Here is a 26,016-nt window from a genome sequence, read left to right as displayed (position 1 = left end):
GGTGTGGTGCGGCGGTGACGCCGGTCGGTGCGGTGGGTGGGGACACGCCGGGCCGGGGTGGTGGGTCAGAAGTAGTCGCCGAGTTGGGCCGGGCCGCCGGCGGCGAGCAGGTCGAGGGTGGCGGGGTCGGTGCCGGTCGGGTGGTGCAGCAGGCCGGCCTGGGCGATGGTGCGGGCGGTGGCGGCGCCGGTGTAGAGCAGGGCGAAGCCGCGGACGGTGAGGTGCAGGTCGGCGGGGGTGGTGGTGCGGCGTAGGTCGGCGCTGCCGTTGGTGATCTCCAGGTGCCAGGTGCCGGTGTTCCAGTCGGCGAGGGGGTCGTCGAGGGTGAAGGTGGCGGTGCCGTGCAGGTGTGCCGGCCAGCCCCGGTCGCGGACGGCGCGGGTGACGTCGACGGGGCGGTGCATCCAGGTGTCCTGTTCGTGTTCGCGGGCCTTCTCCACCGGTAGGTGGGGGGTGAGGGGGTCGCCGGGGAGCAGGGGCAGGCGCAGGGTCGGGGCGACGCTGTGCCAGCTGGCGAGGATGCCGACGAGTTCGCGGGCGGCGTCGGCGGTGGTGGCGGCGAGGTCTTCGATGGTGAGGGTGCCGTGGTCGCCGTAGCCGTCGCGGCGGTTCCAGCCGGCGTAGCCGACGAGGTGGCCGTGGTGTTCGACGAGGGTGAGGCCGTCGTAGGGCAGGGTGGCGTCGGTGGTGTGGCGGGCGCGGTGGTGTTCGTGCAGGGGTCCGCTGCGGGCGAGTAGGCCGCGGCGGTGGCGGGTGGTGTGGGTGTGTAGGTCGTCGACGGCGGTGAGGTCGGCGGAGGTGCCGGGTCGGACGGTGAGGTGTGGGGTGGGTTGGTGGCGGGTGAGCAGGGCGGTGGGTAGGGCGACGGTGCGTAGGGTGCCCGCGGTTTCCCAGCCGCAGGCCCGGTAGGGGGCGGCGACGGTGGGGAAGAGCGCGCTGATGGCGGCGCCCCGGTCGTGTGCGCCGCGCAGCAGGGTGGTGAGCAGGGCGCGGGCGACGCCTCGGCCGCGGGCTTCGGGGGTGACGGCGACGCTGGCGATGTCGGCGGCGGCGACGGTGCGGCCGTCCCACCACTGGTCGTGGTGGAGGTCGGCGGCTTTGCCGATGAGGCGGCCGGTGTGGTCGAACGCGCCGTAGCGGGTGGTGCCGGGGGTGGGGGTGGTGGTCGGTGGTGGTGGTTGCGGGTCGGAGCCGAAGGCGGTGCGGCCGAGGTGCCAGGCGGCGGTGGCGTCGTCGTCGGTGAGTTCCCGGACGTGGGGGGTGTGGCGCATGCGGCGACGATAGCGGTGGGTGGGTGGGGCGGCGATCGGTTTGTGTGTGGGGCGCGTTGCGGGGCCGGTGCGACCCCCTCGCCCCGGCCCCGCGTCCCCGCGCCCCTCGCGCGTCTTTCAGTGTTGCGGGATGTTCTGTACCCCGATTCGCTTGCGGAACACCCAGTAGGTCCAACCTTGGTAGGCGAGGACGATCGGGGTGAAGATCACCGCCACCCAGGTCATGATTGTGAGGGTGTAGGGGGTGGAGGCGGCGTTGGTGGCGGTGAGGGTGCCGGCGGGGTCCAGGGTCGAGGGCATGACGTTGGGGAACAGGGCGGCGAACAGGGTGGCCACGGCGAGGGCGATGGCGACGGCGGTGCCGGTGAAGGCCCAGCCTTCGCGGCGTACCCGGGCGGCGGCGAGGGCGCCGAGCAGGGCGAGGGCGACGCTGGCGGCGAGTACGACGGCGGCCGGGCTGGAGCGGATGGTGAGGGTCCAGGTGAGGAAGGCGACGGCGACGACGGCGGTGCCGAGGCCGAGTCGGACGGCGAGGGTGCCGGCGCGGTGGCGGATGTCGCCGGTGGTCTTGAGGGCGAGGAACACTGCGCCGTGGGTGAGGAACAGGCCGAGGGTGGTCAGGCCGCCGAGCAGGGCGTAGGGGTGCAGCAGGTGGAGTAGGCCGCCGACGTATTCGTGGTCGGCGTCCAGGGGTACGCCGCGGAAGATGTTGGCGAAGGCGATGCCCCAGAGTAGGGCGGGGATGGCGGAGCCCCAGAAGATGGCGTGGTCCCAGCGGCGTTTCCAGGAGGCTTCGGGGCGCTTGTGGCGGTATTCGAAGGCGACGCCGCGGGCGATGAGGGCGAGCAGGATGAGTAGTAGGGGCAGGTAGAAGCCGGAGAAGAGGGTGGCGTACCACTCGGGGAAGGCGGCGAACATGGCGCCGCCGGCGGTGATGAGCCAGACCTCGTTGCCGTCCCAGACGGGGCCGATGGTGTTGATGAGGACGCGGCGTTGCCGGTCGTCGCGGCCGAGGACGGGCAGGAGCATGCCGACGCCGAAGTCGAAGCCTTCGAGGATGAAGTAGCCGGTGAAGAGCACGGCGACGAGGAGAAACCAGATGGTGGTCAGTTCCACGGGGGGCTCCGGGGATCAGTAGGCGAAGGCGAGCGGGCGCTCGGCGTCGTCGGTGTCGTCGGGGGTGGGGGTGACGTCGGGTACGCCGGCGCGGGCGTAGCGGAGCAGGAGTTTGAATTCGATGACGGCGAGGACGGCGTAGATGAGGGTGAAGGCGGTGAAGGAGGTGAGGACCTCGGTCAGGGAGACGCTGCGGGAGACGCCGTCGCGGGTGAGCATTTCGCCGAAGACGATCCAGGGTTGGCGGCCCATCTCGGTGAAGATCCAGCCGAAGGAGTTCGCGAGCAGCGGCAGGGCGGGCATGATCAGGCCGGCGCGCAGCAGCCAGCGGTTGGTGGGGGTGCGGCCTTTGCGTTGGGTCCAGAGGACGAGCAGGGCGATGGCGGCGGCGGCGAGTCCGAAGCCGATCATGAAGCGGAAGCTCCAGTAGGTGACCGGGATGATCGGGGTGTAGCTGCCGGGGCCGTACTGGCTGGCGTACTGGGCCTGGAGGTCGTTGATGCCGTGGACGGTGCCGTGGGGGTCGCCGGTGCCGAGGTAGGACAGCAGGTAGGGGATCTTGAGGGCGAAGACCTCGCGGCTGCCGTCGAGGCTGCCGATGGTGAGCACGGAGAATGAGGCGGGGCTCTCGGTGGTGTAGAGGCCTTCGGCGGCGGCCATCTTCATCGGCTGCACCTGGGTCATGATCTTGCCTTGGATGTCGCCGGTGAGCAGGACCAGGGTCGAGGAGATGAGCACGACCCAGGCGCCGAAGCGGGTGGCGTACCGGTAGGCGTCGGTGTCGGGGCTGGTGCGGTGGCGCATGAGGTGCCAGAGGCCGACGGTGGTGACGAGGGAGCCGGCGACGAGGAAGGCGCCGGCGAGGGTGTGCGGGAAGGTGATCAGGGCGACCTTGTTGGTGAGGACGGCGACGAAGTCGGTGAGTTCGGCGCGTCCGGTGTCGGGGTTGAAGCGGTAGCCGACGGGGTTCTGCATGAACGAGTTGGCGGCGAGGATGAAGTAGGCAGACAGGTTGGTGCCGATGGCGGCGGCCCAGATGCTGGCCAGGTGCAGGCGTGGGGGTAGCCGGTCCCAGCCGAAGATCCACAGGCCGATGAAGGTGGATTCGAGGAAGAAGGCGACCAGGGCTTCGATGGCCAGGGGTGCGCCGAAGATGTCGCCGACGAAGCGGGAGTAGTCGGACCAGTTCATGCCGAACTGGAATTCCTGCACGATGCCGGTGACCACTCCCATGGCGAAGTTGATCAGGAAGAGTTTGCCGTAGAACTTGGTGAGTTTGAGGTATTTCTCGTCGCCGGTGCGGTGCCATCGGGTCTGGAGGATGGCGACCAGGACGGACAGCCCGATGGTGAGTGGTACGAAGAGAAAGTGGTAGACGGTGGTGACACCGAACTGCCAGCGGGCGACGTCCAACGCGTCCACCGAGATCCCCCTGCCGTTAATACTACGAGACGTAGTAAATACTACTGCCTGTCGTAGGGCGGGTGGCAGGGCCAGGGGTCCCGATCCGGCCCGGGACCAATGACCCTGATCACCGCAGGCCGCCCGACCCGGGTCCGGTCCTCCCCCACGCCCGTGCGACCATCGGCGACTGATGGACACCCCGCGCCCCGGCTGGCAGCCACCACTGTTCTGGCGTGCCGCCCAACTGTTCGCCCGGCTGGTCGTCGCCGCGCTGGCCCGGCTGGAGGTCAGCGGGGACGTCCCCGCGCACCTGCGCCGGGGACCGCTGATCCTGGCCGCCAACCACATCAGCCCCTTCGACCCCATCGTGCTGGGCGCCGCCTGCCGGGCCCGGGGCATGGCGCCCCGCTTCATGGCCACCGGCGGGTTGTTCCGGACCCCCGGGCTCGGCGCGCTGATGCGCCACGCCGGGCACCTGCGCGTCGACCGGGGCACCACCGGCGTACGCCAGGCGCTCGACGCCGCCGCCGCCGCGGTCACCGCCGGTTCCGTGGTGCTGGTCTACCCGGAAGGGCGGATCGGCCTCGACCCCGGCATGTGGCCCGAACGGGGCAAGACCGGCACCGCCCGGCTCGCCATGGCCTGCGGCGCCCCGGTGGTGCCCGTCGCCCAGTGGGGGTCGCACGAGGTGCTGCCCTACCAGGCGCCCCGGGGCATGCTGCGCGGGCTGGGGCGGGCGCTGGTGCGCCGCCCGGTGATCCGGGTCAGCTTCGGGGCGCCACTGGACCTGCGGGACCTCTCCCCCGCCGCGCCCGGCGCGGCGCGTCGCGGCACCGACCGGATCATCGACGCCATCACCGACACCCTGGCCCCGCTGCGCGCCGACGAACCCGACCGGCCCCGGCACGTCGACCCGGGCCGCCCCGTCGACAGCAGCCGGACCCACCACCGCCCCACCGCCAGTTGACCCGCCGCCCACGAAAGATCGCCGGTCGGCCACCCGGCGGTCACGCCGGGCGGGCATACTGCGCTGCGTGCTGACCCGTCCCGGTTACCTGGACGCCCCCACCCCGCTGGCCTTCGCCCACCGCGGTGGCGCCACCGACGGCGACGAGAACACCGTCGCCGCGTTCACCCGGGCCGTCGACCTGGGCTACCGGTACGTGGAGACCGACGTGCACGGCACCGCCGACGGGGTGTGCGTGGTCTTCCACGACGCCACCCTGCACCGGGTCACCGGGGACCGGAGACGCCTCGCCGACCTGCGCTGGGCCGACCTGGCGTCGGTGCGGGTCGGCGGCGCGGCGGTCGTACCCCGGCTCGACGAGGTGCTGGCCGGTTGGCCGCAGGTCCGGTTCAACATCGACGTGAAGGCCGACGGTGGGGTCACCCCGGCGGTGGCGGCGGTGACCCGGGTCGGCGCGGCCGACCGGGTGCTGCTGGCGTCGTTCAGCGACGCCCGGCTGGCCCGGTTGCGGGCGGCCACCGCGGGGCGGGTGGCCACCGGGCTGGGCATGCGGGGGGTGGCCCGGCTGTGGTGGGCGTCGCGGCACGGCCGGCCGGTGCGGTTGCCGCCGTCGGTGGTGGCCGCGCAGGTGCCGCCCCGGTACGGGCGGGTGCCGGTGGTCGACCGCCGGTTCCTGTCCTACTGCCACCGGTTGGGGTTGCAGGTGCACGTCTGGACGATCGACGAACCTGTCCAGATGCACGACTTACTTGATCGTGGTGTGGATGGCATCATGACCGATCACGTCGGCGTGCTGCGCGACGTCTACCGCAGCCGCGGCCTCTGGGCCGCCTGAGCCCCGAGGACCGCGATGGCCGACCCGGTCACCACCCCCACCGTCGTCGACGCCCCGGCGGGCCTGCGCCGGGAACGGCGTGGCTGGTACCTGTACGACTGGGCCAACTCGGCCTTCCAGACCACCGTCATCACGGTCTTCCTCGGCCCGTTCCTCACCACCGTCACCGAGTTGGCCGCCGGCTGTGAACTCGGCGCGGACAGCTGCGACGGGTACGTGCACCCGCTGGGCATCCGGGTGGCCGCCGGCTCGTACTACCCGTACCTGATCTCGTTGTCGGTGTTCCTGACCGTGTTCGTGCTGCCCGTGGTGGGGGCGATCGCCGACCGGACCATGCACAAGAAGCGGCTGTTGGCCGGCGCGGCGTTCACCGGGGCCGGGGCGACCATCGCGATGGCGTTGGTCACCGGCGAGCGGTACCTGCTCGGTGGGGCGCTGTTCCTGGTCGCCAACATCGCCTTCGGGGCGGCGGTGGTGGTGTACAACTCGTTCCTGCCGCAGCTCGCCGGCCCCGACGAACGCGACGCCGTGTCCAGTCGCGGCTGGGCCATCGGCTACCTCGGCGGCGGTGTGCTGCTGGCGTTGAACCTGGTGGCCGTCACCCTGCTCAGTGAGGACGGCAATCCGCAGCGCACCCTGGACCTGGCCCGCTGGTCGATCGTGTCGGCCGGGGTGTGGTGGGCGGTGTTCACCCTGGTGCCGTTGCGGTGGCTGCGGGAGCATCCCACCGTCGAGGCGGTGCGTGGTGGCGGCCGCAACGTGGTCACCGACGGGTTCCGGCAACTGGGTCGGACCCTGCGGGAGATCAAGGCGTATCCGTTGACGCTGTACTTCCTGCTGGCGTTCCTGGTCTACAACGACGGCATCCAGACGGTGATCACCCTGGCCAGCCAGTACGGCACCGAGGAGTTGCGGCTGGGGCAGAGCACCCTGATCGTGACGATCCTGCTGGTGCAGTTCCTCGCCTTCGGCGGGGCGCTGGGGTTGGGCGCGTTGGCCCGGCGCATCGGCGCGTGGAAGACGGTGCTGCTGTCGTTGGTGCTGTGGACGGGGGTGATCCTCGGCGCGTTCCGGTTGCCCGCCGAGGCGCCGCTGCCGTTCATGATCCTCGGTGCGGCGATCGGCCTGGTCCTCGGCGGCAGCCAGGCGTTGAGCCGGTCGCTGTTCAGTCAGCTCATCCCCGCCGGCAAGGAGGGCGAGTACTACGGGTTCTACGAGATCAGCGACAAGGGCACCAGTTGGCTCGGCCCGCTGGCGTTCGGGTTGGTCTTCCAGCTCACCTCCTCCTACCGGGTGGGTCTGGTCTCGCTGCTGATCTTCTTCGTGGTCGGGTTCGCGTTGTTGGCGGCCGTGCCGATGCGCCGGGCCATCCTCGCCGCCGGCAACACCCCGCCCCGGGTGCTCTGACCACCGGCCCGATCCACCCGTGCCGATGGGCTAGGCTGCCCCGACGTGACCGACGACGCCGCTGCCACCCCCACCTGCCTGGCCCGCCCGCTCCCGGGCCCGGACGACGGGGGGACCGGCTGTGCCGCCGCGCGGGGTGTCGACGGCCGCCCGTTGCACGCCGCCGCGTTGAAGTTCTTCTGGGGTCCGATGGACTGCGGCAAGTCGACGATGGCGTTGCAGATGAACTACAACCACGCCCGGCAGGGGCGGCGGGGTCTGGTCACCACCCGCATCGACCGGTCGTTGGGCCCGCAGGTGACCACCCGCATCGGGCTGGCCCACTCGGCGGTCGAGGTGACCGACACGTTGGACCTGCGTGCCCTGGTCCGCGACACCTGGGCCGAGGGGGTCCGCATCGACTACCTGATCTGCGACGAGGCGTCGTTCTACGACGTGGCGCACGTCGAGCAGATGGCCGAACTGGTCGACGGCTACGACGTCGACGTGTACGCCTTCGGCCTGGCCACCGACTTCCGGTCCTGCCTGTTCCCCGCCGCCCGGCGGCTGTTCGAACTGGCCGACGAGGTGGCCCGCATCCAGGTGGAGGTGCTGTGCTGGTGCGGCCGGGAGGGGCTGCTCAACGCCCGGGTCGTCGCCGGCCGGGTGGTCCGCGAGGGCGCCCAGGTCGTCATCGGTGACACCGTCGACACCGCCGACGTGCGCTACCAGGTGCTGTGCCGGCGGCACTACCGCTCGGGTGATCTCGGCCCGCGCGCCTGAGTCACCACGACCCGTGACCAGTCGGCCGCGCGGTCAGTACGGGTCGCCGCAGATCCGCCACTTCCCGTCCTCCTTCACCACCGGCAGTCCACGCTCTTCGGCGGCCCCGCCGTCACGGGTGACCCGCACGGCCACCTCACCGGCCGGCCGGCCCCCCTTGGTGCGCACCGACACGTCGAGGATCTCGTAGCCGGTGACCACCGGCGGGGTGCGGACCCACCCGGCGAAGCCGACCTCGCTCCACCGGCCACGGGTCTGCGCGCAGAGCCGCCGGTAGGCCTGGTCCACCTGCCCGGCGGACAGTTCCCGGAAGAACCCGTCGGCGCTCTCCCGCACCGGGCCGGTGGCGCCCACCACGACCTGCACGTTCCACAGGCCCAACCCGGCCACCCCGACCAGGCACAGGCCGACGGCGAGGCCGCCCAGGAACAGCCCGGTGCGCACCGGGCGGTGCCGCCGCGCCGGCCGGGTCCACGCCTGTTCCACGCCCATCACCTGCGACGGTATGCGCCGGGGCCGCCCCGCGCAGCCGCTTCGCCCCCTGTCGCGCCGCCGGTGCGATCGTCTACCGTCGGCGGACACCCTGGTGAAGGAGCGACGGATGAGCCGCCACGTGCAGCCGGTGCCGGACATCGACGACCCGTACGCCGGTGATCCGCTGTTGCGGTCCTGGCTGACCCGGCAACTCGGTGAGGCCGGACACGCCGCCGCGCAGGGGCGGCTGACCGCGCTGGCCGCCGACGTCGTCGGGCCGCTGCGCGTCGCGCACGCCGACGCCGAGGCCCACCCGCCGACGCTGGTCCGCTACGACCCGTGGGGTGCCCGCGTCGACCGGATCGACACCAGCGCCGGTTGGCGGGCGCAGCGGGCCGCCGCCGCCCGGCACGCCGTGGTCGCCCTGCCCTACCTGGAGTCGGCGCGCGGCACGTGGGGGGCCGCCGCCCGCGTCGTCCAGCACGCCCTGCTGCACCTGTACGGGCCGGAGTCGGCCACTTTCTCCTGCCCGGTGGCGATGGCCGACGGCGCGGCCGCGCTGCTGAGCACCCCGGAGGTCGACCCGCAGGTACGCGACGCCTGGCTGCCCCGGCTGATCTCCACCGACCCGGACACGGCGATCGTCAGTGGGCAGTGGATGACCGAGTCGCAGGGCGGCTCCGACCTGTCGCGCACCACCACGCTCGGGCGGCCGGCCGCCGACGGGTCGTGGCGGCTGAGCGGGGAGAAGTGGTTCTGCTCGGCCGCCGACGCGGCGATGGCGGTGGCGTTGGCCCGGCCGGAGGGCGCCGGCCGGGGCAGCCGGGTCCTCGCCCCGTTCCTGGTGCCCCGGTACGCCGTCGACTCGCCGCTGGCCGGGGCCACCGCCGCGCCGCACGGCCCCGCCCCCGGGGTGGTGGTGCGCCGGCTCAAGGACAAGCTGGGCACCCGGGCGTTGCCGACCGCCGAGATCGGGCTGCGCGACGCGTACGCGCTGCCGTTGGGTGACCCGACGGTGCCGGGACTGGTGCGGGCGATGACCCTGGTGGTGGTGACCCGGGTGCACAACGCGTCGGCGGCGGCGTCCGGGATGCGTCGGGGCCTGGCCTACGCCCGGGCGTACGCGCGGAGCCGGCACGTCGCGGGTGGGCCGTTGGCGGACAACCCCCTGCACCGGGCCACCCTCGGCGCGTTGGCGGTCGACGCGGCGGGGGCGTTCGCCCTGGCGGGGCACGCGTTCGCGTTGCTCGGTCGGGTGGAGGTGGGCGCCGACCCGGCGGCCGCCGCCGAACTGCGGGTGGTGGCGCCGTTGGCGAAACTGGCCACCGGCCGGTTGGCGGTGGCCGCCGCCGCCGAGTACGGGGAGGCGTTCGGCGGGGCCGGTTACGTCGAGGACACCGGTGTGCCGAGGCTGCTGCGTGACGCCCAGGTGCTGCCGATCTGGGAGGGCACCACCAACGTGCTGGCCCTGGACGTGCTGCGTGCGGTCACCCGGGAGGACGCCGGTGCACCGCTGCTGCGTCGGTTGGCCGGGGCGGTGGACCTGGCCCGGCCGTTGGCCCCGGCACTGGCCGACACCCTCGCCACGGTGGCCGGGGAGCTGCGGGTCATCCTCGACGAGGTCGCCGCCGACCCGGCTGCGGTGGCGGTGCTGGCCGGCGCGCGGGGGCTCGCCCTGCGGATGGCGTACGCGCTGGCCACGGCGTTGCTGGTCGAACACGCCGGGTGGGGTGACGGGCAGGCCGAGGTGGCCGCCCGGTTGTGGGCCCGGCGGTGGCTGCGGCACGAGGACGTTTCCGCCGACGCCCACCACCACCTCGACCTGCTCTGCTGACCACAAGGTCCCGTCGCCCCGACGGCCGGGGGGTCAGTGGCCGTCGGGGTGGGTGAGTGTGCCGTGCAGGAACAGGTCGACCAGTGCGGTGGTCGACGGCGGTGCGGTGCCCAGCGGCCCGGGTGGGGACAGCAGGCCGAGGAAGAGGTCGGCGAGCCGGTCGGCCGGCAGGCGCAACCGGTCGGAGTCGGGGGTGAACAGCGCGGCCACCGCCGCCCGGACCGCCCCCACCGCCGCGCCGGTCGGCGGTGGGGTCTGGCGGGACCGGCCGGCGGCGTGCAGGGCGCCCAGCACCGCACCCAGTCGGGCCAGGTGAGCGTGGATCACCGTGGCGGCCTCGGTGAGCCGGCCGGTGAGGGCCTGTTCCCGGTCGATCCGGGTCAACCGGTCGAGCAGCGCGTCAGGTCGCAGCACCTCGGCCACGCAGGCGTCGAGCAGCGCCTGTTTGTCGGCGAAGGCGCGGAACACCGTCGCCTCGCCGATCCCGGCGGCCCGCGCCACCTCGGCGGTGGTCAGGGCGGTGCCCCGGCGGGTCAGCAACGGTAGGGCCGTCTGCACGATCATGGCGCGGCGTCGGTCGGCGTTCATGGCCGGCGCGCGACGCCGACGTCCCCCGGGTGCCGTCATGACATCAGGCTCGGGAGTGAGCGCTTACTCCGTCAATCGGTTTTCTCAGCTGCGCCGCCGTGCCCGGGCCGCCCAGATGACGTACGCCGGGTCGCGGTCGAGGTTGTGCCGGTCCCGGTCGTAGCGGCGGGTGGTCCGCGGGTCGGCGTGCCCCATCGCGTCCTGGACGTCCTCCAACGGGACCCCCTCCTCGCGGGCGGTGGTGGCGAAGGCGTGCCGCAGCGAGTGCGGGGAGAGCTTCGCCGCCGCCGCGATGCCGGCGGCTTCGGCCAACCGGCGGACCAGCCGGAACACCGAGTGCCGGTCGAGGCGGCCACCGGTGGCGGTGGCCAGCAGCGGGCCGGTCAACGCGTCGACGCTGACTCCCGCCGTCGCCGCCCGGTCGGCCAGGTAGGCGTCCACCGCGTACGCAGTGCCGGGGGTGAGCGCACGACGGCGCGGCTTGCCGCCCTTGCCGACGAACCGGACGCTGCGGTGTCCCCGCTCGGCCCCGAGGTCGGCCAGGTCGAGCGAGACCAGTTCGCCGACCCGCAGGCCGAGGTCGGCGAGCAGGGCGACGGCGGCCCGGTTACGGGCGGCCGTCGGACCGGTGTCGGTGTCGGCGGCGGCCAGCAGGGCGTCGACCTCCTGCGGGGTGAGCCCGACGGTCGCCGAGTGGTCCCGGTCGATGCGCGGACGGTCGGCACCGGAGACGGGGTTGGCGTCCACCGCCCGCAGCTTGACCAGGAATTCGTACCAGCTGGACAGCGCGGAGAGTTTCCGGGCGACGGTGGCCGGGGTCAACGGCCGCCCGCTGCGCGCCGACGGGGTGGCCTCCAACTGCCGGGCGTAGGCGTTGACGTCGAGGAAGTTGGCCCGCAGCGGGTCCAGGTCACCGGCGGCGCACCAGGTGAGCCAGCCGGCGATGTCGCGCCGGTACGCGTCGCGGGTGTGCGCCGATAACCGACGGTTACGCAGCCACGCCTCGGTGAAGTCGACCGGTGTGCCGGTGAGCGCCGGGCGGACCGAGGCGCGGGGCAGGACGGGGACGTCGGGGCGCAACATGCGAAAAAGCCTCTCAGCCTCGGCGGGGATTCACCGTGAGGCGCGCCGGTGTCCCGACGGGCCCGGCCCGGTGGAGGCCCGCGGGCCTCCACCGGGCCGGCGGCCCTCAGGCGGTGAGCTGCCTGCGCCCGTTACCGGCGGTGACGGGAACCCGGCGCGGCTTGGCCCGCTCCGCGATCGGGATGCGCAGCGTCAACACCCCGTGCTCGTAGGCGGCCTCCAGGCGGTCGGTGTCCAGGGTGTCGCCGAGGAACAACTGCCGGGAGAAGGTGCCCATCGGCCGCTCGGCAGCGACCAGTTCGACGGTGTCGGTGGTGGGGCGGCGGCGCTGCGCGCGGACGGTCAGCACGTTGCGCTCCACGGTGCAGTCGATGCTGTCGGGGTCCACACCGGGCAGGTCGAACGCGGCGTGGAAGTGGTCGCCGTCGCGCCAGGCGTCCAGGTGCATCACCGCGGGACGGCTGGTGGTGCCGAAGAGCTGCTCGGCGAGCCGGTCGATCTCACGGAAGGGGTCGGTACGCATCAGCATGATCGTGCCTCCTCGGTTTCCTCGGGCCGAAGGTTCTTGAGTTGAGTCAGGTCGGCTCAACTCGTACTTCAGTATTTACCGCGTCGCGGCGCGCGCGTCAACCCGACGCGACCGGCCCCATCCTGCGGCGGGATCGTCTGCGCCGGCAGCGGCCCCACCCCGCCGGAGGACGCCCCGCCCGGCGGGGTGGGGCCGTCAGGCTCAGAGGGCGTGACCCGTGGTGGCGTCCACATGTGCGGGCACCTCGTCGTGCCGGTCGCCCACACTGGACGTCCCCGACGGCTCGAACATCAGGATCGACGCCCCACCGGGAGCGGACGGACGGTGCTCCATCCCGCGGGGCACCACGTACACCCCGCCCCGGGGCAGCACCACCGTCCGCGCGCCGTCCCCGTCACGCAGCCCGATCCGCAGCTCACCGTCGAGCACCAGGAAGAACTCGTCGGTGTGGTCGTGGGCATGCCACACGTGCTCCCCGGCCACCTTCGCCACCCGCACGTCGTAGTCGTTGACCCGGGTGACGATGCGCGGACTCCACAACTGGTCGAAGGAGGCCAGCGCGGTCAACAGGTCGATCGGCTCGTCGCTCATCGCACCATCCTGGCACCCGGACCGAGGGCCACCGCACCGCCGTTCAGAGGAAGCGGTGCATGACGTGCAGCCCGACCCTCCCCCGGGTCGGATGGTCGAAGGCCGCCGGCACGGTGCCGACCACGGTGAACCCCAGCCGCCGGTACAGCCGCTCGGCGGCCTCGTTTCCCTCGACCACCGCGTTGAACTGCATCGCCGCGTAGCCCTGGTCGCGTGCCCAGTCGAGAGCCTCCTCGGCCAAGGCGCGACCGACCCCCCGCCCCCGGGCGTTGCGGGCCACCATGAAACTGGCGGTGGCGACGTGCCGGCCGGGGCCCGGCCGGTTCGGGCGCATCTTCGCGGTGCCCAGCACCCGGTTCCCCACCACGGCGACCGTGGTCCGACCGGGCGGACGCTCCACCCAGACGTCGCGCAGCGCCGCGGGCGACCACCGGGGGTCGTACGGAAAGGTGTCGCCCGCGGCGACGACGGCTTCGACGATCGCCCGAACCGCGGGCCAGTCGTCCTCGTGAAAGTCCCTGACCGGCATCGGCGCAGGCTACCGCCCCCACGGCCAGGCGGCTGGCCGATCCAGATGACATGTCGCCGCCCCGGTGAGCCGGGGGCGGTCAGTTCCATCGGGACATCCATCCGACAGAAGGCCGGAACGGGAATGGTCGGCTGTCCTGCCGACAACGTGAGTCGGCGTACCTATCCGGGCTGAGCCGTTGCCTGCCGGAGTTCGTTCAGCCACTCGACACCGAGCCGGTGGCCGTCGGGGAACTGGTCGTCGCGATCCCAGCGCCACACGGTGATCATCGCCAGTACGAGGGTCCGGCAATCTCGGAGCAGCTGGTGATCGACGCCCGGGTAGTGGTCCCCAACCTCGTCGGGCGCGTGGGCCAGGTCGAACTCGATCGGCCCCCGGCAGCACGTCTCGAAGTCGATGAAAAGCGGGCCGGACCGGGTCACGAGCAGATTGCCCGGATGGGGTTCGCCGTGCAGGAGTTGCTCGGGCCGGCCGCTCTCGCTGACCGCCCGTCGCATGCGGTCCAACGTGTTGGCGAGGAAGACCCGGTCCGGGTCGGCCAGTTCCGGCGTTCGGGCCTGGTCGGCCACGAGCGCCCGGGCCGCAGAAACACGATCCGTGTAGTGCGGGGTGGGCAGGTCGACCCTGCGCATCCCGGCGTGCAGACGTTCGAGCGCGTCGGCGTACTCCGCGTGGGGGATCGCGCGAGTGGTCACCGGCTCGTAGTAGGCCCACAGGGTGACCACGTAGTCGTCCCGGACGAAGACCTCGGGCGATTCCAGCGCGGCCACCGGGCTCCCGACCTCGGCCAGCCGCTGAGCGACATCCACTTCACGCTGGGCGCCCTGGTCTGCCGCCGGTGCCACCCGGGCCAGCACGTCGCAGGGCCGCAGGCGCAGGGTGAGCTTGTTGGAGTTGTGCAGGACGGCGGCGTCGTGGACGGTCAGGCCCAGCCGTGAGGCGCTCGACAGAGCTGCCCGCGTCGCCCGCCGGGTCTCATGCGCCTGCATCGGCCAGCCCGACCGGGTCGCCACCAGTTCCCCGAACCCGGTGGACTACTGCGAACCCGCCGAGCAGCAGCAGCCGCCTCTGCGGGGTGGCCACGTCTATCGACGCTTCATGATGGGTCAAGCAGGGCCGCCTCTCGGGTGACCCCGTATTCCAGGATCGCTACCACAGTGTCCGTCCCGAGGTCGCCAGCCGGTCGGCGAGCGCGATGACACGGTCGCGCAGCTCGTCCGGGCGTTCGATGACGAACGGCAGGTCGAGCGCGGCGAGCACGGCGGGCAGCCAGTCGAGACTATCGGCCCGGATCTCCACGGACTGCCAGCCTTCGTCATCATGTTCCTCTCGCACCTCGGCGATGCTGGCCGGTAGCCTCGTGCGGATCTGCGCGAGTGTTCCTTGCATCCGCAGCGTCACGGCATGCCGGTGCGGCGCTTGTGCCATCGAGGTGAGAAGGTGCCCTGCCGGATCGTCTCCGGCGGGCGGCGGCGCGAAGGAGCCAGGAAGGGTCCTCGCGTCGGCGATGCGGTCGAGCCGGAAGGTCCGATCCTCGCCGACCTCCGGATCGGCTCCGGTGACGTACCACCGGCCGGCATGGTTGACCAGCCCGGACGGATACAGCACGCGAGCGCTTCGCCGGCCGTCACGCGAGGTGTACTGGAGCGAGATCGGCCGGTGATGGCGGACCGCGTCGGCGACGGTGAGCAGTACACCTGTCTGCGGTGCAGGGAATTCGCCGGGTTCGGCGGTGAAGGCGAGGGAGGTGAGTACGGCGTCCAGCCGGTCCGCGATCCGCGGCGGCAGGACGCGCCGGATCTTCGCGGCGGCCGTCTCTCCCGCCGTACCCGTTGCCGTCGCCAACCCGGCGCGTCGGCCGGCAACCAGGCCGAGCAGGACGGCCAGGGCTTCGTCGTCACTGAGCATCAGCGGCGGCAGCCGGTATCCGGCGGCGAGCCGGTACCCGCCGTAGCGACCCCGCACCGATTCGACCGGCACGTCGAGGTCGACCAGATGACCCACATAGCGGCGCACCGTGCGCGGTTCGACACCGAGGCGCTCGGCGAGTTCGGCCATCGTCCGGACGCCACCGGACTGAAGGAGTTCCAGCAGCGTGAGCACCTGAGCTGTTGGTCGTGCCACGGCCTGGACTCTAACAACAGATACTGGACTAGATCTGTCCAGTATCTGTTCTAGCGTGGGTCCCGCCTCCGACGCGATCCGTACTGAGCAGGGAGAAGACATGGACTTCATCTCGATCCGCATCATCACCGGCGACATCCGCCGACTCGTCGGCTTCTATGAGAACGTCACGGGCGTGCAGGCGGCCTGGGGCAACGAGGACTTCGCCGAGTTGCGCACCACCCACGGCACGCTGGCGATCGGCAGCACCCGCACGGTCGCCCTGTTCGCACCGGGCTCGGCCCGCCCGGCCGACAACCACACCGTGATCATCGAGTTCCTCGTGGACGACGTGGACACGATCTACGAGAAGCTGAAGAACGCGGTGGAGGACTTCGTGAACGAACCCACGACCATGCCGTGGGGTAACCGCGCCCTGCTCTTCCGCGACCCCGACGGCAACATGGTCAACTTCTTCACCCCGGTGACCCCCGAGGCGATCGAGAGGTTCCGCCGCTGACCGGACCGGCGTAGCGGCGGTGCTGCGGTGCTGGCCGGCCAGACCGGCGACCGGAATCCTGATCTCGGAACGGGCTCGCCGCAGGGCGGGCTGGTGCCGGTGTCGGTCGCGAGCCGATCCGGACGTAGATGCCGAGCGTGGCCAGGTGCCGGTGGCGGGACTTGGCTTGGAGTTCGGCGGCGCTGCGGCCCTTGGCCGCGAGGTGGGTCAGCCCGGAGTGGCGCAGCTGGTGGAGCGTGTTCCCGGCGCCGTACGGATCGTGGAGCCTGGAAGCCTGCTTGAACAGGTACTCGGCACGCGGATAGGACAGCCGGCCCCGGCCGGTCTCCGGACAGATGTCGCCCAACGCCGGCGCACGGCGCCCAGCTGCCGCAGCACGCCGATCGGCGAGGAACGCCGGCCGGCCAGCAGCCGGGCGGTCGGGGTTTCCCAGTGCACGTAGGCGCGGTCGCCGCCCTTCTCGGTGACCAGGGCGCGGCGGAACTCCATGTCGAGGTCGGGCACGTTCAGGCTGAGGATCTCCTCGGCGCGGGCGCAGGTCTCGTGGAACATCCGCCACAGCACCCGCTCGCGCAGTGAGTTGCGGTCGTCGTGAACAGCCGGTCGAGCCGGGCGCGGGGGATGGCCTTGTCGCGGGTCCGGGTGACCTTGCGGCGTTCCAGGCGCCGGCCCGGGTCGGTGGTCAGCCAGTCCTGACGGTGGCAGTAGGTGGTGAACGAGGTGAGCGCGGACAGGTGCTTGTTCCAGGTGTTCGCGGCCCCCTGGTCCCAGCGGGCCATCGTCTGCTCGTAGAGCTCCGGGGTGAGCGCGGCGACCGGGAGTTGGTCCCCGGCGGTCTCGCGCAGGCGGCGCAGGGTCTCGGTGTAGGTGGCGCGGGTGCCGGGATCGTCACGGTACCGGTCGAGGAACGCGTCGACGGCGACCACGAGCGCCGCCGGGCGGTGGCTGGTCGGCAGCGGGATTACGGACACCTCGGCGGCTCCTTCTGGTGATGTGACACAGAATGTGGCCGAGTCGCCGTCACCGCGGTGACGGCGCCCCGCAGGTGGGAGCGGGTGGATCATCGACTCTGTGACAGAGAATACGGAACTCTGTGTCACATGAAGAACCTCGCATCGAGCCACTTCACCTCTGCGGTCAGCTCGCCCGACCGGACAGATATCGAATGAGAGATACCGCCAGGACTGCTAACGTGCCCGTCGTGGCACGAGGTATCTGGTCGCAGAAGGTGCGCCCCGCCCGCTGACGGCGGCGCGTCCCTGTTTGCTGAATCCGCGCTTGCCGTCCCGGTTCTCGCCGGGCGGCCGCTTGTTGCTGCCCGGCTCCCCTGCGAGCTGCGGAGCACCGTTGAACCTCACCCCGAACTTCGAACCCATGTCCCTGCCCGTCGAGGCGGGCCAGAGCGCACACGTCCGCGCCGAAAACGTCATCGTCATCCGCGGGTCGCGGCACGTCCTGAACGATGTTTCGGTCACTGTCTCGGCCCGGTCCCGAGTCGCCGTCGTCGGCGAGAACGGCCGCGGCAAGACGACGCTGCTGCACGTTCTCGCCGGCCTGATCTCGCCCGACGACGGCACCGTGCATCGGGCCGGCACGATCGGCCTGGCCCGCCAGGAACTGGCCGCGCGGGATGGGGAGAGCGTCGGCACTCTCACGTCCGAGGTGCTCGCGCCGTCACTGGCGGCCCTCACCGCGCTGGAGCAGGCGACCGATGCCCTGGCCACCGGCGATGACCCGGCGGCCGAGGATCGCTACGCCACGGCGCTCGATGCTACGGTCAGGCTCGACGCCTGGGACGCGGAGCGCCGCGTCGACGTCGCTCTTGAGTCCCTCGGCGCTTGCACGGACCGTCACCGCCCCCTGTCGACGCTGTCGGTCGGACAGCGCTACCGGGTGCGGCTGGCATGCCTGCTCGGCGCGCGCCACGACGTATTGCTGCTCGACGAGCCGACCAACCACCTTGACGCAGGTGGGTTGGATTTTCTGACCCATCGGCTGCGTGAGCACCAGGGCGGCCTGGCTGTCGTCAGCCACGACCGGGCGCTGCTACGCGACGTTGCCGATCGGTTCCTCGACCTCGACCCCAGCCGTGACAGCAGACCGCGCCTGTACGCCGCAGGCTACGACGCCTGGCAGGACGCACGGCGTCGCGACCGTGAGCGCTGGCGGCAGGACTACGAAGATCAGCAGGCCGAGCACCGGCGGCTGAAGGACGCGGTATCCAAGGCCCGTGACCGGCTCTCCACCGGCTGGCGGCCGGACAAAGGGACCGGCAAGCATCAGCGCCAATCCCGTGCGCCGGGCGTCGTTCAGGCACTGAACCGTCAGCAGGAAGCCCTGAAGGAGCACCGGATCGACGTGCCGGAGCCGCCGCCGATGTTGCGCTGGCCCGAGCTGGACATCCGGCCCGGTGCGCCGCAGGTGCGGGCACACGGCGTCGCCGTGGAGGGGCGCCTGGTCGATCCCATCGATCTGACCCTCGACGGCGGTGGCCGGCTGCTCATCACCGGAGCCAACGGCGCCGGCAAGTCCACGCTGCTCGCGGTGCTGGCCGGTGCGCTGCAGCCCACACAGGGAAACCTCTGGACGGCGAGGGAGGCGCGGGTCGCCCTGATCACGCAGGAAACCGCTGAGCACAAGCCCGGCCTGGCCGCCCGCGACGTGTACGTCCGCCATGTCGGGCGGCTCGTGGCCTGCCGGGCGCTACGCGACGCTGACGCTGTCCCTCTTGGGGCGCTCGGGCTGCTGGACTCCGACGCCATGGCCACCCCGGTCGGACGGATGTCGCAGGGACAGCAGCGGCGCCTGGACCTGGCGCTCGCGCTGGCCGGGCGCCCCAGCATGATCCTGCTCGACGAGCCGACCAACCACCTGTCGTCGATCCTTGTTGACGAGCTGACCAGTGCCATCCGCCATACAAGCGCCGCCGTCGTGGTCGCTACGCACGACCGGCAACTGTTACGAGATCTTGCCGACTGGCCGCGCCTGGAGATCGGAGGCCGGCGCGGAGCGACGATGCAGGGAAGCTGAGTACCTGTGCGGCGCCGGGCTGCCCCGGCGCCGCACAGGTACCTGACCACCGCGTGCGGCGTGCCGGTGACCGCCAGCGCGATCCGGCAGGGCACCTTCCCGTAGGCGTTCGACGTACGGCTACGGCGTTGGTCGCCGCGTTCAGCTTTCAGGTCGGCTTCGCTGTCCTCGCCGCGCGGCGGTCGAGGTTGCTGTCTTCTACTGACGGCGGCCGGGCTCGGCCAGGGGCCTCGGCGACCTTCTGCTTCGCCGCCGATTCCCGGCCGCTGATCGCCTGGTCGAACAGCAGCAGCGTCTCGTCGAGCACATCGACCGCCGACTGCGCCAGCAGCGTCAGCAGGATCGGATACCGACGCTCCGGCTCGCGCCGCTGCAACGCCTGCCCCGTCAACCGCCGGCCGGCGCCGCTCCGCCGGCAGCATCGACAGGTCTACGGTGTGCGCGTCGAGGCGCCGCAGGTAGGCCAGCTTCTCCAACTCCGCCTTCACCGCGCCCGGGCTCGACGACGTCGGCCCCACACCCAGCCACGCCAGCGGGGTCTGGCCGAGATAGGCGTCCGGGGCCAGCAGCAGATCCAGCTCGGCACACCGCCGCTCGGAGAGCAGATGCCGCACCCGCGACCACGTCTCCGTCCTCGCATGAGCCCGATCCGCGGCCACCCGCCGCAGCAAACAGAATCACCCCGGGCCGGAGCACCCGACGACAGCAGATACTCGCAGGCCAGCCGGAACAGCAACTTCGGCGAGTCATGCTCCATCGCCCGGGCGAACAGAAACTCGTCGAGGTCCTCCCACTCCGCGGTGTCCATCGACCGCCAGCCGGCGAAGCCGGCCACCTCCCGCAGATGACCCGTCCGGGTCTGCTCCCGCTCGCCGTACCCGCGCAGCTCACCCACACGATCCCAGCCGCTGCGACAACCGGCCCACCACGGCGTCCGGAGCCAACGCCACCTCATCGGGCACGAACCCGAGCCACGGCAGCGTGCACAACTGAACCGCCACGCCCAGCACGTTGCGGCCAGCACGGAACTGACGCACGAACGCCTCGTCTTTGTCCAACGCCGGGCAGTGCGGCGCCGCTCCGGGCCTCGGCTGCCGGCTCACGCCGGACCACGTCGGGCCAGGACAATTGTCCTGGCCCAACGAAGTTGAGATGCGCTTGGCGCTCCTTGGCCTGGGGTGGTGTCATCTTCATCGGGTAAGCCCGCGACCTCAGTGGGGACATCTGTCGCGTCCTGTTGACAGTTAAGGATGACGGCCATGGTGACCAGCAGCGCGCAAGGTAGTTCCGGTTGTTCCGCCCGCGATCGTCCGGAGGCAACTTGTGACTACGTTCGGTCACTGCATCGCGGACGTGACCGGACGGATGAAAACGGATCGCGGCTAAGACCTTTCGGCCGAGAAGGTTGTGGTGCACATCACAATTGGCCGATCTGAAACCGAGCCTGATTGCCGCCTTTCCCGTGCTGAAAGTTCTCGCTGAGGTTCCTGGTGTGGCCCTGGAGCGCGGCATGGCGCCCCCCTCTACTTCGCCTAGGGGGGTGGCGGTCGTCATGGCGGAATCGACCCCTGAGCGTTGTTGATCTTGCGATTGGATCGCTGGTCTGACCTGCGGGACCGGTAATACGGTCGGCCGCATGCCCGAACCGATACTGCCGACCAGCGGTTTGCATGCCGCTCCTTCTGAGCGCCAGGACGACTGGGGCCTCGGTGTGCACGGGGACAGCTTCGGCCTTGGCTCCCCCGGGAGGTGCGGATCGTGTTGGATCTGAAGCCTTATCGGGACGCGCTCGCGCTGCCAGGATTGCGACCCCTACTGCTGGTCGCGATCCTGGCCCGGGTGCCGGTGGCGGCCACCGCGGTGGTAATGACGCTGCACGTCCTCGATCTGGGCCACGGCTATTTCGCCGCCGGACTGGTCGGGGCCGTGCTGACGGTCGGTTCGGCGCTCGGCGCACCACTGCTCGGCCGGCTGGTCGACCGGCGCGGCCTACGGCCCATGCTGCTGCTGACCACGGTGATCGAGGCGCTGTTCTGGGCCACGGCGCCGATCCTGCCGTACCCGGTGCTGCTCAGCGCAGCGTTCGTCGGCGGACTGCTCACCCTCCCGGTCTTCTCCGTGGTCCGGCAGTCGATCGCCGCGCTGGTCCCGCCGGCCCAGCGCCGCCAGGCGTACGCCCTGGACTCGATGTCGGTCGAACTCAGCTTCATGATCGGGCCGGCGGGAGCGGTGGCCCTGGCCACCAGGGTTTCACCCACTCTGACCATGTACGCCGTCGGCGGCGGCATCGTGCTGGCCGGACTCACCCTGTTGGTGCTCAACCCGCCGACCCGGGCCCGGGACGAGGAGACGACGCCCGCGCAGCCGCTGCCCCGCCGGCAGTGGCTGACCCCACGGTTGATCGGGCTGCTCGCCGGTGGAGCAGCCAGCACGCTGGCAATCGCCGGCGTCGATGTGACACTGGTGGCGGTCCTGCGTGACGCCGGGCAGGTCAACTGGACCGGTGTGGTGCTGGCGCTCTGGGCCTCGTACTCGCTGGTTGGCGGCTTCACCTACGGCGCGCTGTCCCGCCCCGTGCCGTCGCTGGCCCTTACCCTGCTACTCGGTCTGGTCACCATTCCGATTGGTCTGGGCAGCGACGACTGGTGGCTGCTCGCCCTGATGCTGCTGCCATCCGGGGCCCTCACCGCGCCCACCGTAGCCGCCACCGCCGACGCGGTGAGTCGGCTGGCGCCGGCGAGCGCACGGGGTGAGGCGATGGGCCTGCACGCCTCGGCGATGGTGACAGGGCTGGCGCTCGGCGCCCCGCTGGCCGGCGCGGTAATCGACGCCTCCGCGCCGGCCTGGGGCTTCGCCGCGACGGGCCTACTCGGCGCGCTGACCGCGCTGGCAGTGCTGCCGACCGAGTTGCGTCACCGAGGCTCCGACGCCGCCGTGGCCACCATCACCCCCACCGCCGCTCCCGTGCCCGATTCCGCCCCCGTCCGACCGTCGATCTAGAAGAAGACACCCGGCAGATCAGTTACGGCGTTCGCCCCCACATCCGCTCCACCCGGTCCGCCAGTGTGGCAGCCACTGATCAGATTCAGTGGGCCAGGTCGCAGATAGCTGGGCCGACACCGCCATCCTCACGGGGACATGTCAACTCCGCTGGGGCAGGACAACAACCGCAGCGGACGGCCAACCCCTGCGCCCGAGCAGGGAAACAACAGAACAGTCATTATGGTGTGCGTACGATATGCCCCATACGTCCGCCCAGATTGTTGGATTGTCGGTAAATACAATCCAACAATCTGGGCGGACGGAGGCGCTGGGCGGAACGTCGCGTGGGTGGATCGTCGCGTGGGTGGATCGTTCTCCGCGGAGTCCGGGTCAGTCGCCAACCAGCAGGATCGCCGACACCACCACCGCCAAGGGCAAGCACGTCGTCGGTACGGCTCGGCACACTTCACGATGCCCGGGGGTGTCCCACGCCTCCGGCTCGGGGCCTTGCGGACTGACGCGCGAGAAGGCCCCGGTAGGCAGGATCATCTTCCTTCTTCGCTCACGCGCTTTCTCCTTTGTCGACCGCGACCACGGAGCCCGTCTCCATCGCCACCCACACCAGACGGTCCTCCACCCACAGCCCGTGCGGCTCTCGACCGGGCAGCTGGTGAAGGGTCACGTCACCGTCGGCGGTGATCCGGGCCAGCTGGGCGGAGCCCCACAGCGTGACCCAGCATCCGCCGTCCGGGTCGGCCGCGACGGCGTGTGGCCGGCATGCCGGGTCAGCGAAGCTGATCTTCTCCACCGAGCCGGACGGATCGACACGACCGACGCAGCCTCCAGCGATGTCCGCGTACCAGATCCCCGCCGCGGAGGCGGCGATGCCGACCGGTGCGGCCGGCGCACGACCACTGGGTAGTTCGACGATCCGCACCGCACCGTCGTGCACGTGAGCGAGGGCGCCGGCGGCGTTGAGCGCCACCCACGGCCGGCCGGCGACATCGACGGTGAGCATCGCCGCCCGCGCGTCGGGAACCGGCAGGTCGAACATCGTGATGCCACCCGATGCGGTGACCACCCGGCCGATCTGGTTGAGCCCCGGTGCGGTGAACCAGACTCCACCGTCGGGTGCGGCGGCGATGCCGTAAGGCGCCGATCCGGGTGCCAGGCCGATCGCCGTGTGGTCGCCGGAGACGTCGCGGCGGCTCAGTCGATCGTCGGTGCGGGTGCACCAGAGCGCGCCGTCAGAGGCGACGGTCAGCAGCATCGGATGACCGTCGCCGCGAGGGAGGCGCTCGTGCCGGAACGCAGCGGCCGTCTCGCCGTCGGCAGAGGTGTCGGCAGGCGTGAACCGCGCGAGTCCCGGCGGCGTCAGGAGGGTCATCCACAGGTTCCCGGCGGCGTCCCCCGCCACGGCGTACGGGGCCCAACCCGACGGCAGGACCACCTCACGGCACTGTGCTGCCTCCAGCGGTGGCATCAGCTCCCCCTCCCTAAAAACTACAGATGTAGCATTAGGTGCATGGCGTCGGCTGCGCAAGTCCCTTCCACGTTCCCCGGAGAAACCCGGCCCGGTGGCCGAACCGCCCGTACGCGCGAACGGGTGCTCGACGCCGTCACGTCACTGCTGCTGGAAGGCGGCTACGACGCCGTGACCATGGATGCCGTCGCAGCGCGTTCGGGAGTCCATCGCACCACCGTCTACCGCCGCTGGCGCGACCCCGGCGGCCTCCTCGCCGACTCTCTCGACGCCGCCCGCGAACAACCTTGGGAACCACCGGACACCGGCTCACTACTGGACGACCTGGTCGCCATCAACCGCCAGATCGTCGCCGCCGTGACAGCAGAACCATCGATCACCCGGGCCCTCGTCGCGGCGTCGTTCCGCTCACCGGCCGCCGCCCACGCGCTGCGGTCATTCTGGGAGAACCGCTATGCCAGCGCTGCCGTCGCCGTCGAACGAGCAGCCCGCCGTGGTGAAGCCGTCGAAGGTGTCGACGCGCGGACCGTGCTGGTCGCGTCCAGCGCACCGATCTTCTACGAACTCGTACTCATGAGATCCCCGATGCCGGAGGACATCGCCGAACGCTATGCCCGAGCAGGTGTCGCAGTGGCGGCCGGCCCTTCCTGACCCGGTCGTCGCGCCCTATACCTCCGGTTCCCAGGCGATCAGCTGGTCGAAGACGCGCCGGTCGCCGTCGATCTGCAGCGCGTCCATCGAAATCCGGCCGTAGCAGAACATCACCAGCTCATGGGCCGTGCCCCGGGCGGAGACATAGGCCACCTCCGGCCCCTCGCCGGCGACCGACGCGGGGACGCGGGCGGTCCGGGCGCCGTCGGCGGAGAACCACAGCCGCCAACTGCGGCCCTCGGTGGCGTGGTAGTCGACGACCGCAGGCTGATGCGGCCACGCGGCCGTCGTCGCCACGCAGGTGGTGAGGAACTCGTCGACACCGTCGAGGGCCACCTCGTCCGGTAACGGCCGCGGGGCGCCCACGGCGACCTGGGCGTCGTAGGTGTGCACGGCGACCTGCTGAAGCTGGTGCCGGGCAACGGCACCGGTCGTCTGCGGCGACTGCGACGGACCCCACCACGTCCAGCAACCACGATCCGGGCCGGCCTCCCGCAGCGCACCGAGCAGTTCTTCTGTCGACGCGGCGAACCAGGCCAGCAGCGCCTCCCGATCCCGGGGCGGCACCGGGGCGGACACCACCGGCGGAGCGTCGGCGGGCCCGGCGGCCACGATGGCGGCCCACCTGCGGCGTCCCTCGCCCAAGTGCTGCACCAGGTCGAACAACGTCCACTCGGGGCAGGTCGGCACCCGCACGTCGAGGCTGGACGCCGCGGCGACCGCCGCCCGGAAAACGGTCGATCGTTCGTCCATCAGCCGCAACAGATCGGCGAACTCCAGGGTCTCTTCCACCGCGGCTTTCTACCACCTGCTTGCGGCAACCGACAGCGGATTCCCCCGGTGCCGGGGCCCTGCGCAAATCCGTTGCCCGGCGGTCCACGGGTCGACCATGCTGACGCGCATGGATCGATGACCAGTGGCGCACGTGCGTAGCGAAGACGGGTTCGAGTCACCTCCCCGTCTCGGTCCGCCGTGCCACCCGAAGCCCGCACCGGTTCCGCCGGTGCGGGCTTCGTTCACGCGACGTGAGCTGCGACGTCGCGCCAGCCGGCGTGCTCCCACCGAGACGCCGGCTGCCCGCCACTGGATCCGGGAGGCATCCCCCGGCACGCCATCGCGCTGCCGGGCGCCTCCTGCCTAGACCTGGGAATCGCCGAAGCCATGAACAGTTTCCGCCATGTCCGCGTGCCGGCCGACGGTCGCGGACCCGGCATCGACCGCAAAGCACTGTGGGTGGTCAGTGAGCTCGGACTGCCGACCATCGTCAAAGCCTGCGTGTCGTGCAGGTCCACCCGTCACCGTCCCACCGGGAAGATCCGGGTCAACGCGAACCACAAGCTGCTCGACGTGTGGTTGCTGATCTGCTGCGACCTGTGCGGCCGCACGTCGAAGGTGCCCGTCCACGAGCGCATCAACGTGCGGGCGCTGGACCACGAGCGGCTGGTGATGTTCGAGAACAACGATCCGGCCATGGTGCGCCAACTGACCATGGACGCGACGCTCGCCCACCGGGCCGCGTACCGGCTCGACTGGACCGGCACCTGGCAGTTGGACACCGACATACCGTTCTACGATCTCCAGCGCGCGGACGCCGCACCACTCAAGGTCGTCGTCAGGTTCGAACTCCCGGCACCCGTCCGGGTCGAGAAGCTGCTCACCGCCGGGTTCGGCCTGAGTCGTGCCGCCGTACGAGGCATGGTCGGCTCCGGGCGCATCCGCCTGCCCCTGCCCCTCGACGCCAAGGCCCGGGAGGACTTCACCTTCCTCGTCGTCACCACCCCACCGCTGTCACCCGAGCGGACATGACGGGCCGCCCCACGGCGCGATGACCTGCGCCGTGGGGCGGCCCGTACCACC

25 protein-coding genes and 1 pseudogene are annotated in these 26,016 nt (G+C 71.5%); 10 read left to right on the top strand and 16 right to left on the bottom strand.

The features are described 5' to 3' along the window. Positions 1–65: 65 nt before the first annotated feature. The 3 genes from GA0070216_RS36025 to GA0070216_RS06380 all read right to left on the bottom strand — a co-directional run bounded on the left by GA0070216_RS36025 (position 66) and on the right by GA0070216_RS06380 (position 3,809). Positions 66–1,271 carry a GNAT family N-acetyltransferase gene (locus tag GA0070216_RS36025; RefSeq protein ID WP_091240357.1) on the bottom strand — a complete coding sequence of 402 codons (1,206 nt, stop codon included), beginning with the start codon at positions 1,269–1,271 and terminating at the stop codon, positions 66–68. Between the two features lie 117 nt (positions 1,272–1,388). After that, complete coding sequence (gene cydB / locus GA0070216_RS06385; RefSeq protein ID WP_091240353.1) at positions 1,389–2,387, bottom strand: cytochrome d ubiquinol oxidase subunit II; 999 nt, start codon at positions 2,385–2,387, stop codon at positions 1,389–1,391. A 15-nt stretch (positions 2,388–2,402) separates the two neighbouring features. Beyond that, complete coding sequence (locus GA0070216_RS06380; RefSeq protein WP_091240349.1) at positions 2,403–3,809, bottom strand: cytochrome ubiquinol oxidase subunit I; 1,407 nt, start codon at positions 3,807–3,809, stop codon at positions 2,403–2,405. 172 nt (positions 3,810–3,981) lie between these two features. On the opposite strand from GA0070216_RS06380, the gene GA0070216_RS06375 reads away from it, so the two are divergent. From GA0070216_RS06375 to GA0070216_RS06360, 4 genes are all read left to right on the top strand, one after another. Continuing rightward, complete coding sequence (locus GA0070216_RS06375) at positions 3,982–4,758, top strand: lysophospholipid acyltransferase family protein (protein ID WP_091240346.1); 777 nt, start codon at positions 3,982–3,984, stop codon at positions 4,756–4,758. A gap of 67 nt (positions 4,759–4,825) precedes the next feature. Next, positions 4,826–5,593 carry a glycerophosphodiester phosphodiesterase family protein gene (locus tag GA0070216_RS06370; protein ID WP_091240343.1) on the top strand — a complete coding sequence of 256 codons (768 nt, stop codon included), beginning with the start codon at positions 4,826–4,828 and terminating at the stop codon, positions 5,591–5,593. Positions 5,594–5,608: 15 nt separating this feature from the next. Then, positions 5,609–7,000: an MFS transporter gene (locus GA0070216_RS06365; RefSeq protein ID WP_091240340.1), complete on the top strand. Its 1,392-nt coding sequence runs from the start codon at positions 5,609–5,611 to the stop codon at positions 6,998–7,000. A gap of 45 nt (positions 7,001–7,045) precedes the next feature. Continuing rightward, a complete protein-coding gene (locus GA0070216_RS06360; RefSeq protein ID WP_091240337.1) occupies positions 7,046–7,762 on the top strand; it encodes a thymidine kinase in 717 nt (238 codons plus the stop codon). Between the two features lie 33 nt (positions 7,763–7,795). Here GA0070216_RS06360 and GA0070216_RS06355 read toward each other — a convergent pair whose 3' ends face one another. Next, complete coding sequence (locus GA0070216_RS06355) at positions 7,796–8,254, bottom strand: Rv0361 family membrane protein (protein WP_091240334.1); 459 nt, start codon at positions 8,252–8,254, stop codon at positions 7,796–7,798. 109 nt (positions 8,255–8,363) lie between these two features. On the opposite strand from GA0070216_RS06355, the gene GA0070216_RS06350 reads away from it, so the two are divergent. Then, a complete protein-coding gene (locus GA0070216_RS06350; RefSeq protein WP_091240332.1) occupies positions 8,364–10,070 on the top strand; it encodes an acyl-CoA dehydrogenase family protein in 1,707 nt (568 codons plus the stop codon). 33 nt (positions 10,071–10,103) lie between these two features. Here the strand turns inward: GA0070216_RS06350 and GA0070216_RS06345 are convergent, their stop codons facing one another. The 7 genes from GA0070216_RS06345 to GA0070216_RS06315 form a co-directional block, all read right to left on the bottom strand. Next, positions 10,104–10,697: a TetR/AcrR family transcriptional regulator gene (locus GA0070216_RS06345; RefSeq protein WP_218108140.1), complete on the bottom strand. Its 594-nt coding sequence runs from the start codon at positions 10,695–10,697 to the stop codon at positions 10,104–10,106. A 45-nt stretch (positions 10,698–10,742) separates the two neighbouring features. Beyond that, entirely contained in the window at positions 10,743–11,741 is a 999-nt protein-coding gene (locus tag GA0070216_RS06340) for a tyrosine-type recombinase/integrase (RefSeq protein ID WP_091240326.1), read from the bottom strand. 106 nt (positions 11,742–11,847) lie between these two features. Then, positions 11,848–12,270, bottom strand: a complete 423-nt coding sequence (locus GA0070216_RS06335) for an Hsp20/alpha crystallin family protein (protein ID WP_091240323.1) — start codon at positions 12,268–12,270, stop codon at positions 11,848–11,850. A 201-nt stretch (positions 12,271–12,471) separates the two neighbouring features. After that, entirely contained in the window at positions 12,472–12,861 is a 390-nt protein-coding gene (locus GA0070216_RS06330; RefSeq protein WP_091240320.1) for a cupin domain-containing protein, read from the bottom strand. A 43-nt stretch (positions 12,862–12,904) separates the two neighbouring features. Further along, the gene (locus tag GA0070216_RS06325; RefSeq protein ID WP_091240316.1) at positions 12,905–13,390 is read right to left on the bottom strand and encodes a GNAT family N-acetyltransferase; all 486 of its coding nucleotides are present in this window, start codon (positions 13,388–13,390) and stop codon (positions 12,905–12,907) included. Positions 13,391–13,551: 161 nt separating this feature from the next. Further along, positions 13,552–14,379 (bottom strand): phosphotransferase family protein, encoded by an 828-nt coding sequence (locus tag GA0070216_RS06320; protein ID WP_091241013.1) that lies wholly within the window; start codon positions 14,377–14,379, stop codon positions 13,552–13,554. Positions 14,380–14,539: 160 nt separating this feature from the next. After that, on the bottom strand, positions 14,540–15,493 hold the full coding sequence (locus tag GA0070216_RS06315; protein ID WP_281190399.1) for a helix-turn-helix transcriptional regulator: 954 nt from the start codon (positions 15,491–15,493) through the stop codon (positions 14,540–14,542). 121 nt (positions 15,494–15,614) lie between these two features. Between GA0070216_RS06315 and GA0070216_RS06310 the strand changes: the two genes are divergently transcribed. Then, entirely contained in the window at positions 15,615–16,013 is a 399-nt protein-coding gene (locus tag GA0070216_RS06310) for a VOC family protein (RefSeq protein ID WP_091240308.1), read from the top strand. A 207-nt stretch (positions 16,014–16,220) separates the two neighbouring features. On the opposite strand, the gene GA0070216_RS06305 is transcribed toward GA0070216_RS06310, so the two are convergent. Then, on the bottom strand, positions 16,221–16,565 hold the full coding sequence (locus GA0070216_RS06305) for a hypothetical protein (RefSeq protein WP_245722335.1): 345 nt from the start codon (positions 16,563–16,565) through the stop codon (positions 16,221–16,223). Then, positions 16,520–16,984 (bottom strand): hypothetical protein, encoded by a 465-nt coding sequence (locus tag GA0070216_RS34400; RefSeq protein WP_176738853.1) that lies wholly within the window; start codon positions 16,982–16,984, stop codon positions 16,520–16,522. Before GA0070216_RS34400 ends, GA0070216_RS06305 begins: the two co-directional genes overlap by 46 nt. Positions 16,985–17,360: 376 nt before the next feature. On the opposite strand from GA0070216_RS34400, the gene GA0070216_RS06295 reads away from it, so the two are divergent. Next, positions 17,361–19,043 carry an ABC-F family ATP-binding cassette domain-containing protein gene (locus GA0070216_RS06295; protein ID WP_091240302.1) on the top strand — a complete coding sequence of 561 codons (1,683 nt, stop codon included), beginning with the start codon at positions 17,361–17,363 and terminating at the stop codon, positions 19,041–19,043. Positions 19,044–19,269: 226 nt separating this feature from the next. Here the strand turns inward: GA0070216_RS06295 and GA0070216_RS36360 are convergent. Further along, positions 19,270–20,092 (bottom strand): annotated as a pseudogene (locus GA0070216_RS36360) (DUF4158 domain-containing protein); the annotation flags it as partial. A 712-nt stretch (positions 20,093–20,804) separates the two neighbouring features. Here GA0070216_RS36360 and GA0070216_RS06285 point away from each other — a divergent pair. Continuing rightward, entirely contained in the window at positions 20,805–22,043 is a 1,239-nt protein-coding gene (locus GA0070216_RS06285) for an MFS transporter (protein WP_091241009.1), read from the top strand. A 544-nt stretch (positions 22,044–22,587) separates the two neighbouring features. On the opposite strand, the gene GA0070216_RS06280 is transcribed toward GA0070216_RS06285, so the two are convergent. Further along, the gene (locus tag GA0070216_RS06280; protein ID WP_245722333.1) at positions 22,588–23,568 is read right to left on the bottom strand and encodes a Vgb family protein; all 981 of its coding nucleotides are present in this window, start codon (positions 23,566–23,568) and stop codon (positions 22,588–22,590) included. A 63-nt stretch (positions 23,569–23,631) separates the two neighbouring features. On the opposite strand from GA0070216_RS06280, the gene GA0070216_RS06275 reads away from it, so the two are divergent. Beyond that, complete coding sequence (locus tag GA0070216_RS06275; RefSeq protein ID WP_218108139.1) at positions 23,632–24,159, top strand: TetR/AcrR family transcriptional regulator; 528 nt, start codon at positions 23,632–23,634, stop codon at positions 24,157–24,159. A gap of 15 nt (positions 24,160–24,174) precedes the next feature. On the opposite strand, the gene GA0070216_RS06270 is transcribed toward GA0070216_RS06275, so the two are convergent. Continuing rightward, positions 24,175–24,951, bottom strand: a complete 777-nt coding sequence (locus tag GA0070216_RS06270) for a maleylpyruvate isomerase family mycothiol-dependent enzyme (RefSeq protein ID WP_091240292.1) — start codon at positions 24,949–24,951, stop codon at positions 24,175–24,177. 441 nt (positions 24,952–25,392) lie between these two features. Here GA0070216_RS06270 and GA0070216_RS06265 point away from each other — a divergent pair, with 441 nt between their 5' ends. After that, the gene (locus GA0070216_RS06265) at positions 25,393–25,965 is read left to right on the top strand and encodes a DUF1062 domain-containing protein (RefSeq protein WP_218108138.1); all 573 of its coding nucleotides are present in this window, start codon (positions 25,393–25,395) and stop codon (positions 25,963–25,965) included. Positions 25,966–26,016 lie beyond the last annotated feature (51 nt).

Source organism: Micromonospora matsumotoense, from assembly GCF_900091525.1.
Taxonomy (GTDB): domain Bacteria; phylum Actinomycetota; class Actinomycetes; order Mycobacteriales; family Micromonosporaceae; genus Micromonospora; species Micromonospora matsumotoensis.
The sequence above is the reverse complement of the archived record's forward strand: the minus strand, read 5'-3'. Positions and strand labels throughout refer to the sequence as shown.

Excerpts from the sequence above, each read along its gene's own strand:
- GA0070216_RS06365 (WP_091240340.1), top strand. The coding sequence starts at position 5,609 with ATGGCCGACCCGGTCACCACCCCCACCGTCGTCGACGCCCCGGCGGGC.
- GA0070216_RS06305 (WP_245722335.1), bottom strand. The coding sequence starts at position 16,565 with ATGTTCCACGAGACCTGCGCCCGCGCCGAGGAGATCCTCAGCCTGAAC.
- GA0070216_RS06355 (WP_091240334.1), bottom strand. The coding sequence starts at position 8,254 with ATGGGCGTGGAACAGGCGTGGACCCGGCCGGCGCGGCGGCACCGCCCG.
- GA0070216_RS06345 (WP_218108140.1), bottom strand. The coding sequence starts at position 10,697 with ATGACGGCACCCGGGGGACGTCGGCGTCGCGCGCCGGCCATGAACGCC.
- GA0070216_RS06320 (WP_091241013.1), bottom strand. The coding sequence starts at position 14,379 with ATGCAGGCGCATGAGACCCGGCGGGCGACGCGGGCAGCTCTGTCGAGC.
- GA0070216_RS06350 (WP_091240332.1), top strand. The coding sequence starts at position 8,364 with ATGAGCCGCCACGTGCAGCCGGTGCCGGACATCGACGACCCGTACGCC.
- GA0070216_RS06325 (WP_091240316.1), bottom strand. The coding sequence starts at position 13,390 with ATGCCGGTCAGGGACTTTCACGAGGACGACTGGCCCGCGGTTCGGGCG.
- GA0070216_RS06340 (WP_091240326.1), bottom strand. The coding sequence starts at position 11,741 with ATGTTGCGCCCCGACGTCCCCGTCCTGCCCCGCGCCTCGGTCCGCCCG.
- GA0070216_RS06375 (WP_091240346.1), top strand. The coding sequence starts at position 3,982 with ATGGACACCCCGCGCCCCGGCTGGCAGCCACCACTGTTCTGGCGTGCC.
- GA0070216_RS36025 (WP_091240357.1), bottom strand. The coding sequence starts at position 1,271 with ATGCGCCACACCCCCCACGTCCGGGAACTCACCGACGACGACGCCACC.
- GA0070216_RS06310 (WP_091240308.1), top strand. The coding sequence starts at position 15,615 with ATGGACTTCATCTCGATCCGCATCATCACCGGCGACATCCGCCGACTC.
- GA0070216_RS06330 (WP_091240320.1), bottom strand. The coding sequence starts at position 12,861 with ATGAGCGACGAGCCGATCGACCTGTTGACCGCGCTGGCCTCCTTCGAC.
- GA0070216_RS06335 (WP_091240323.1), bottom strand. The coding sequence starts at position 12,270 with ATGCTGATGCGTACCGACCCCTTCCGTGAGATCGACCGGCTCGCCGAG.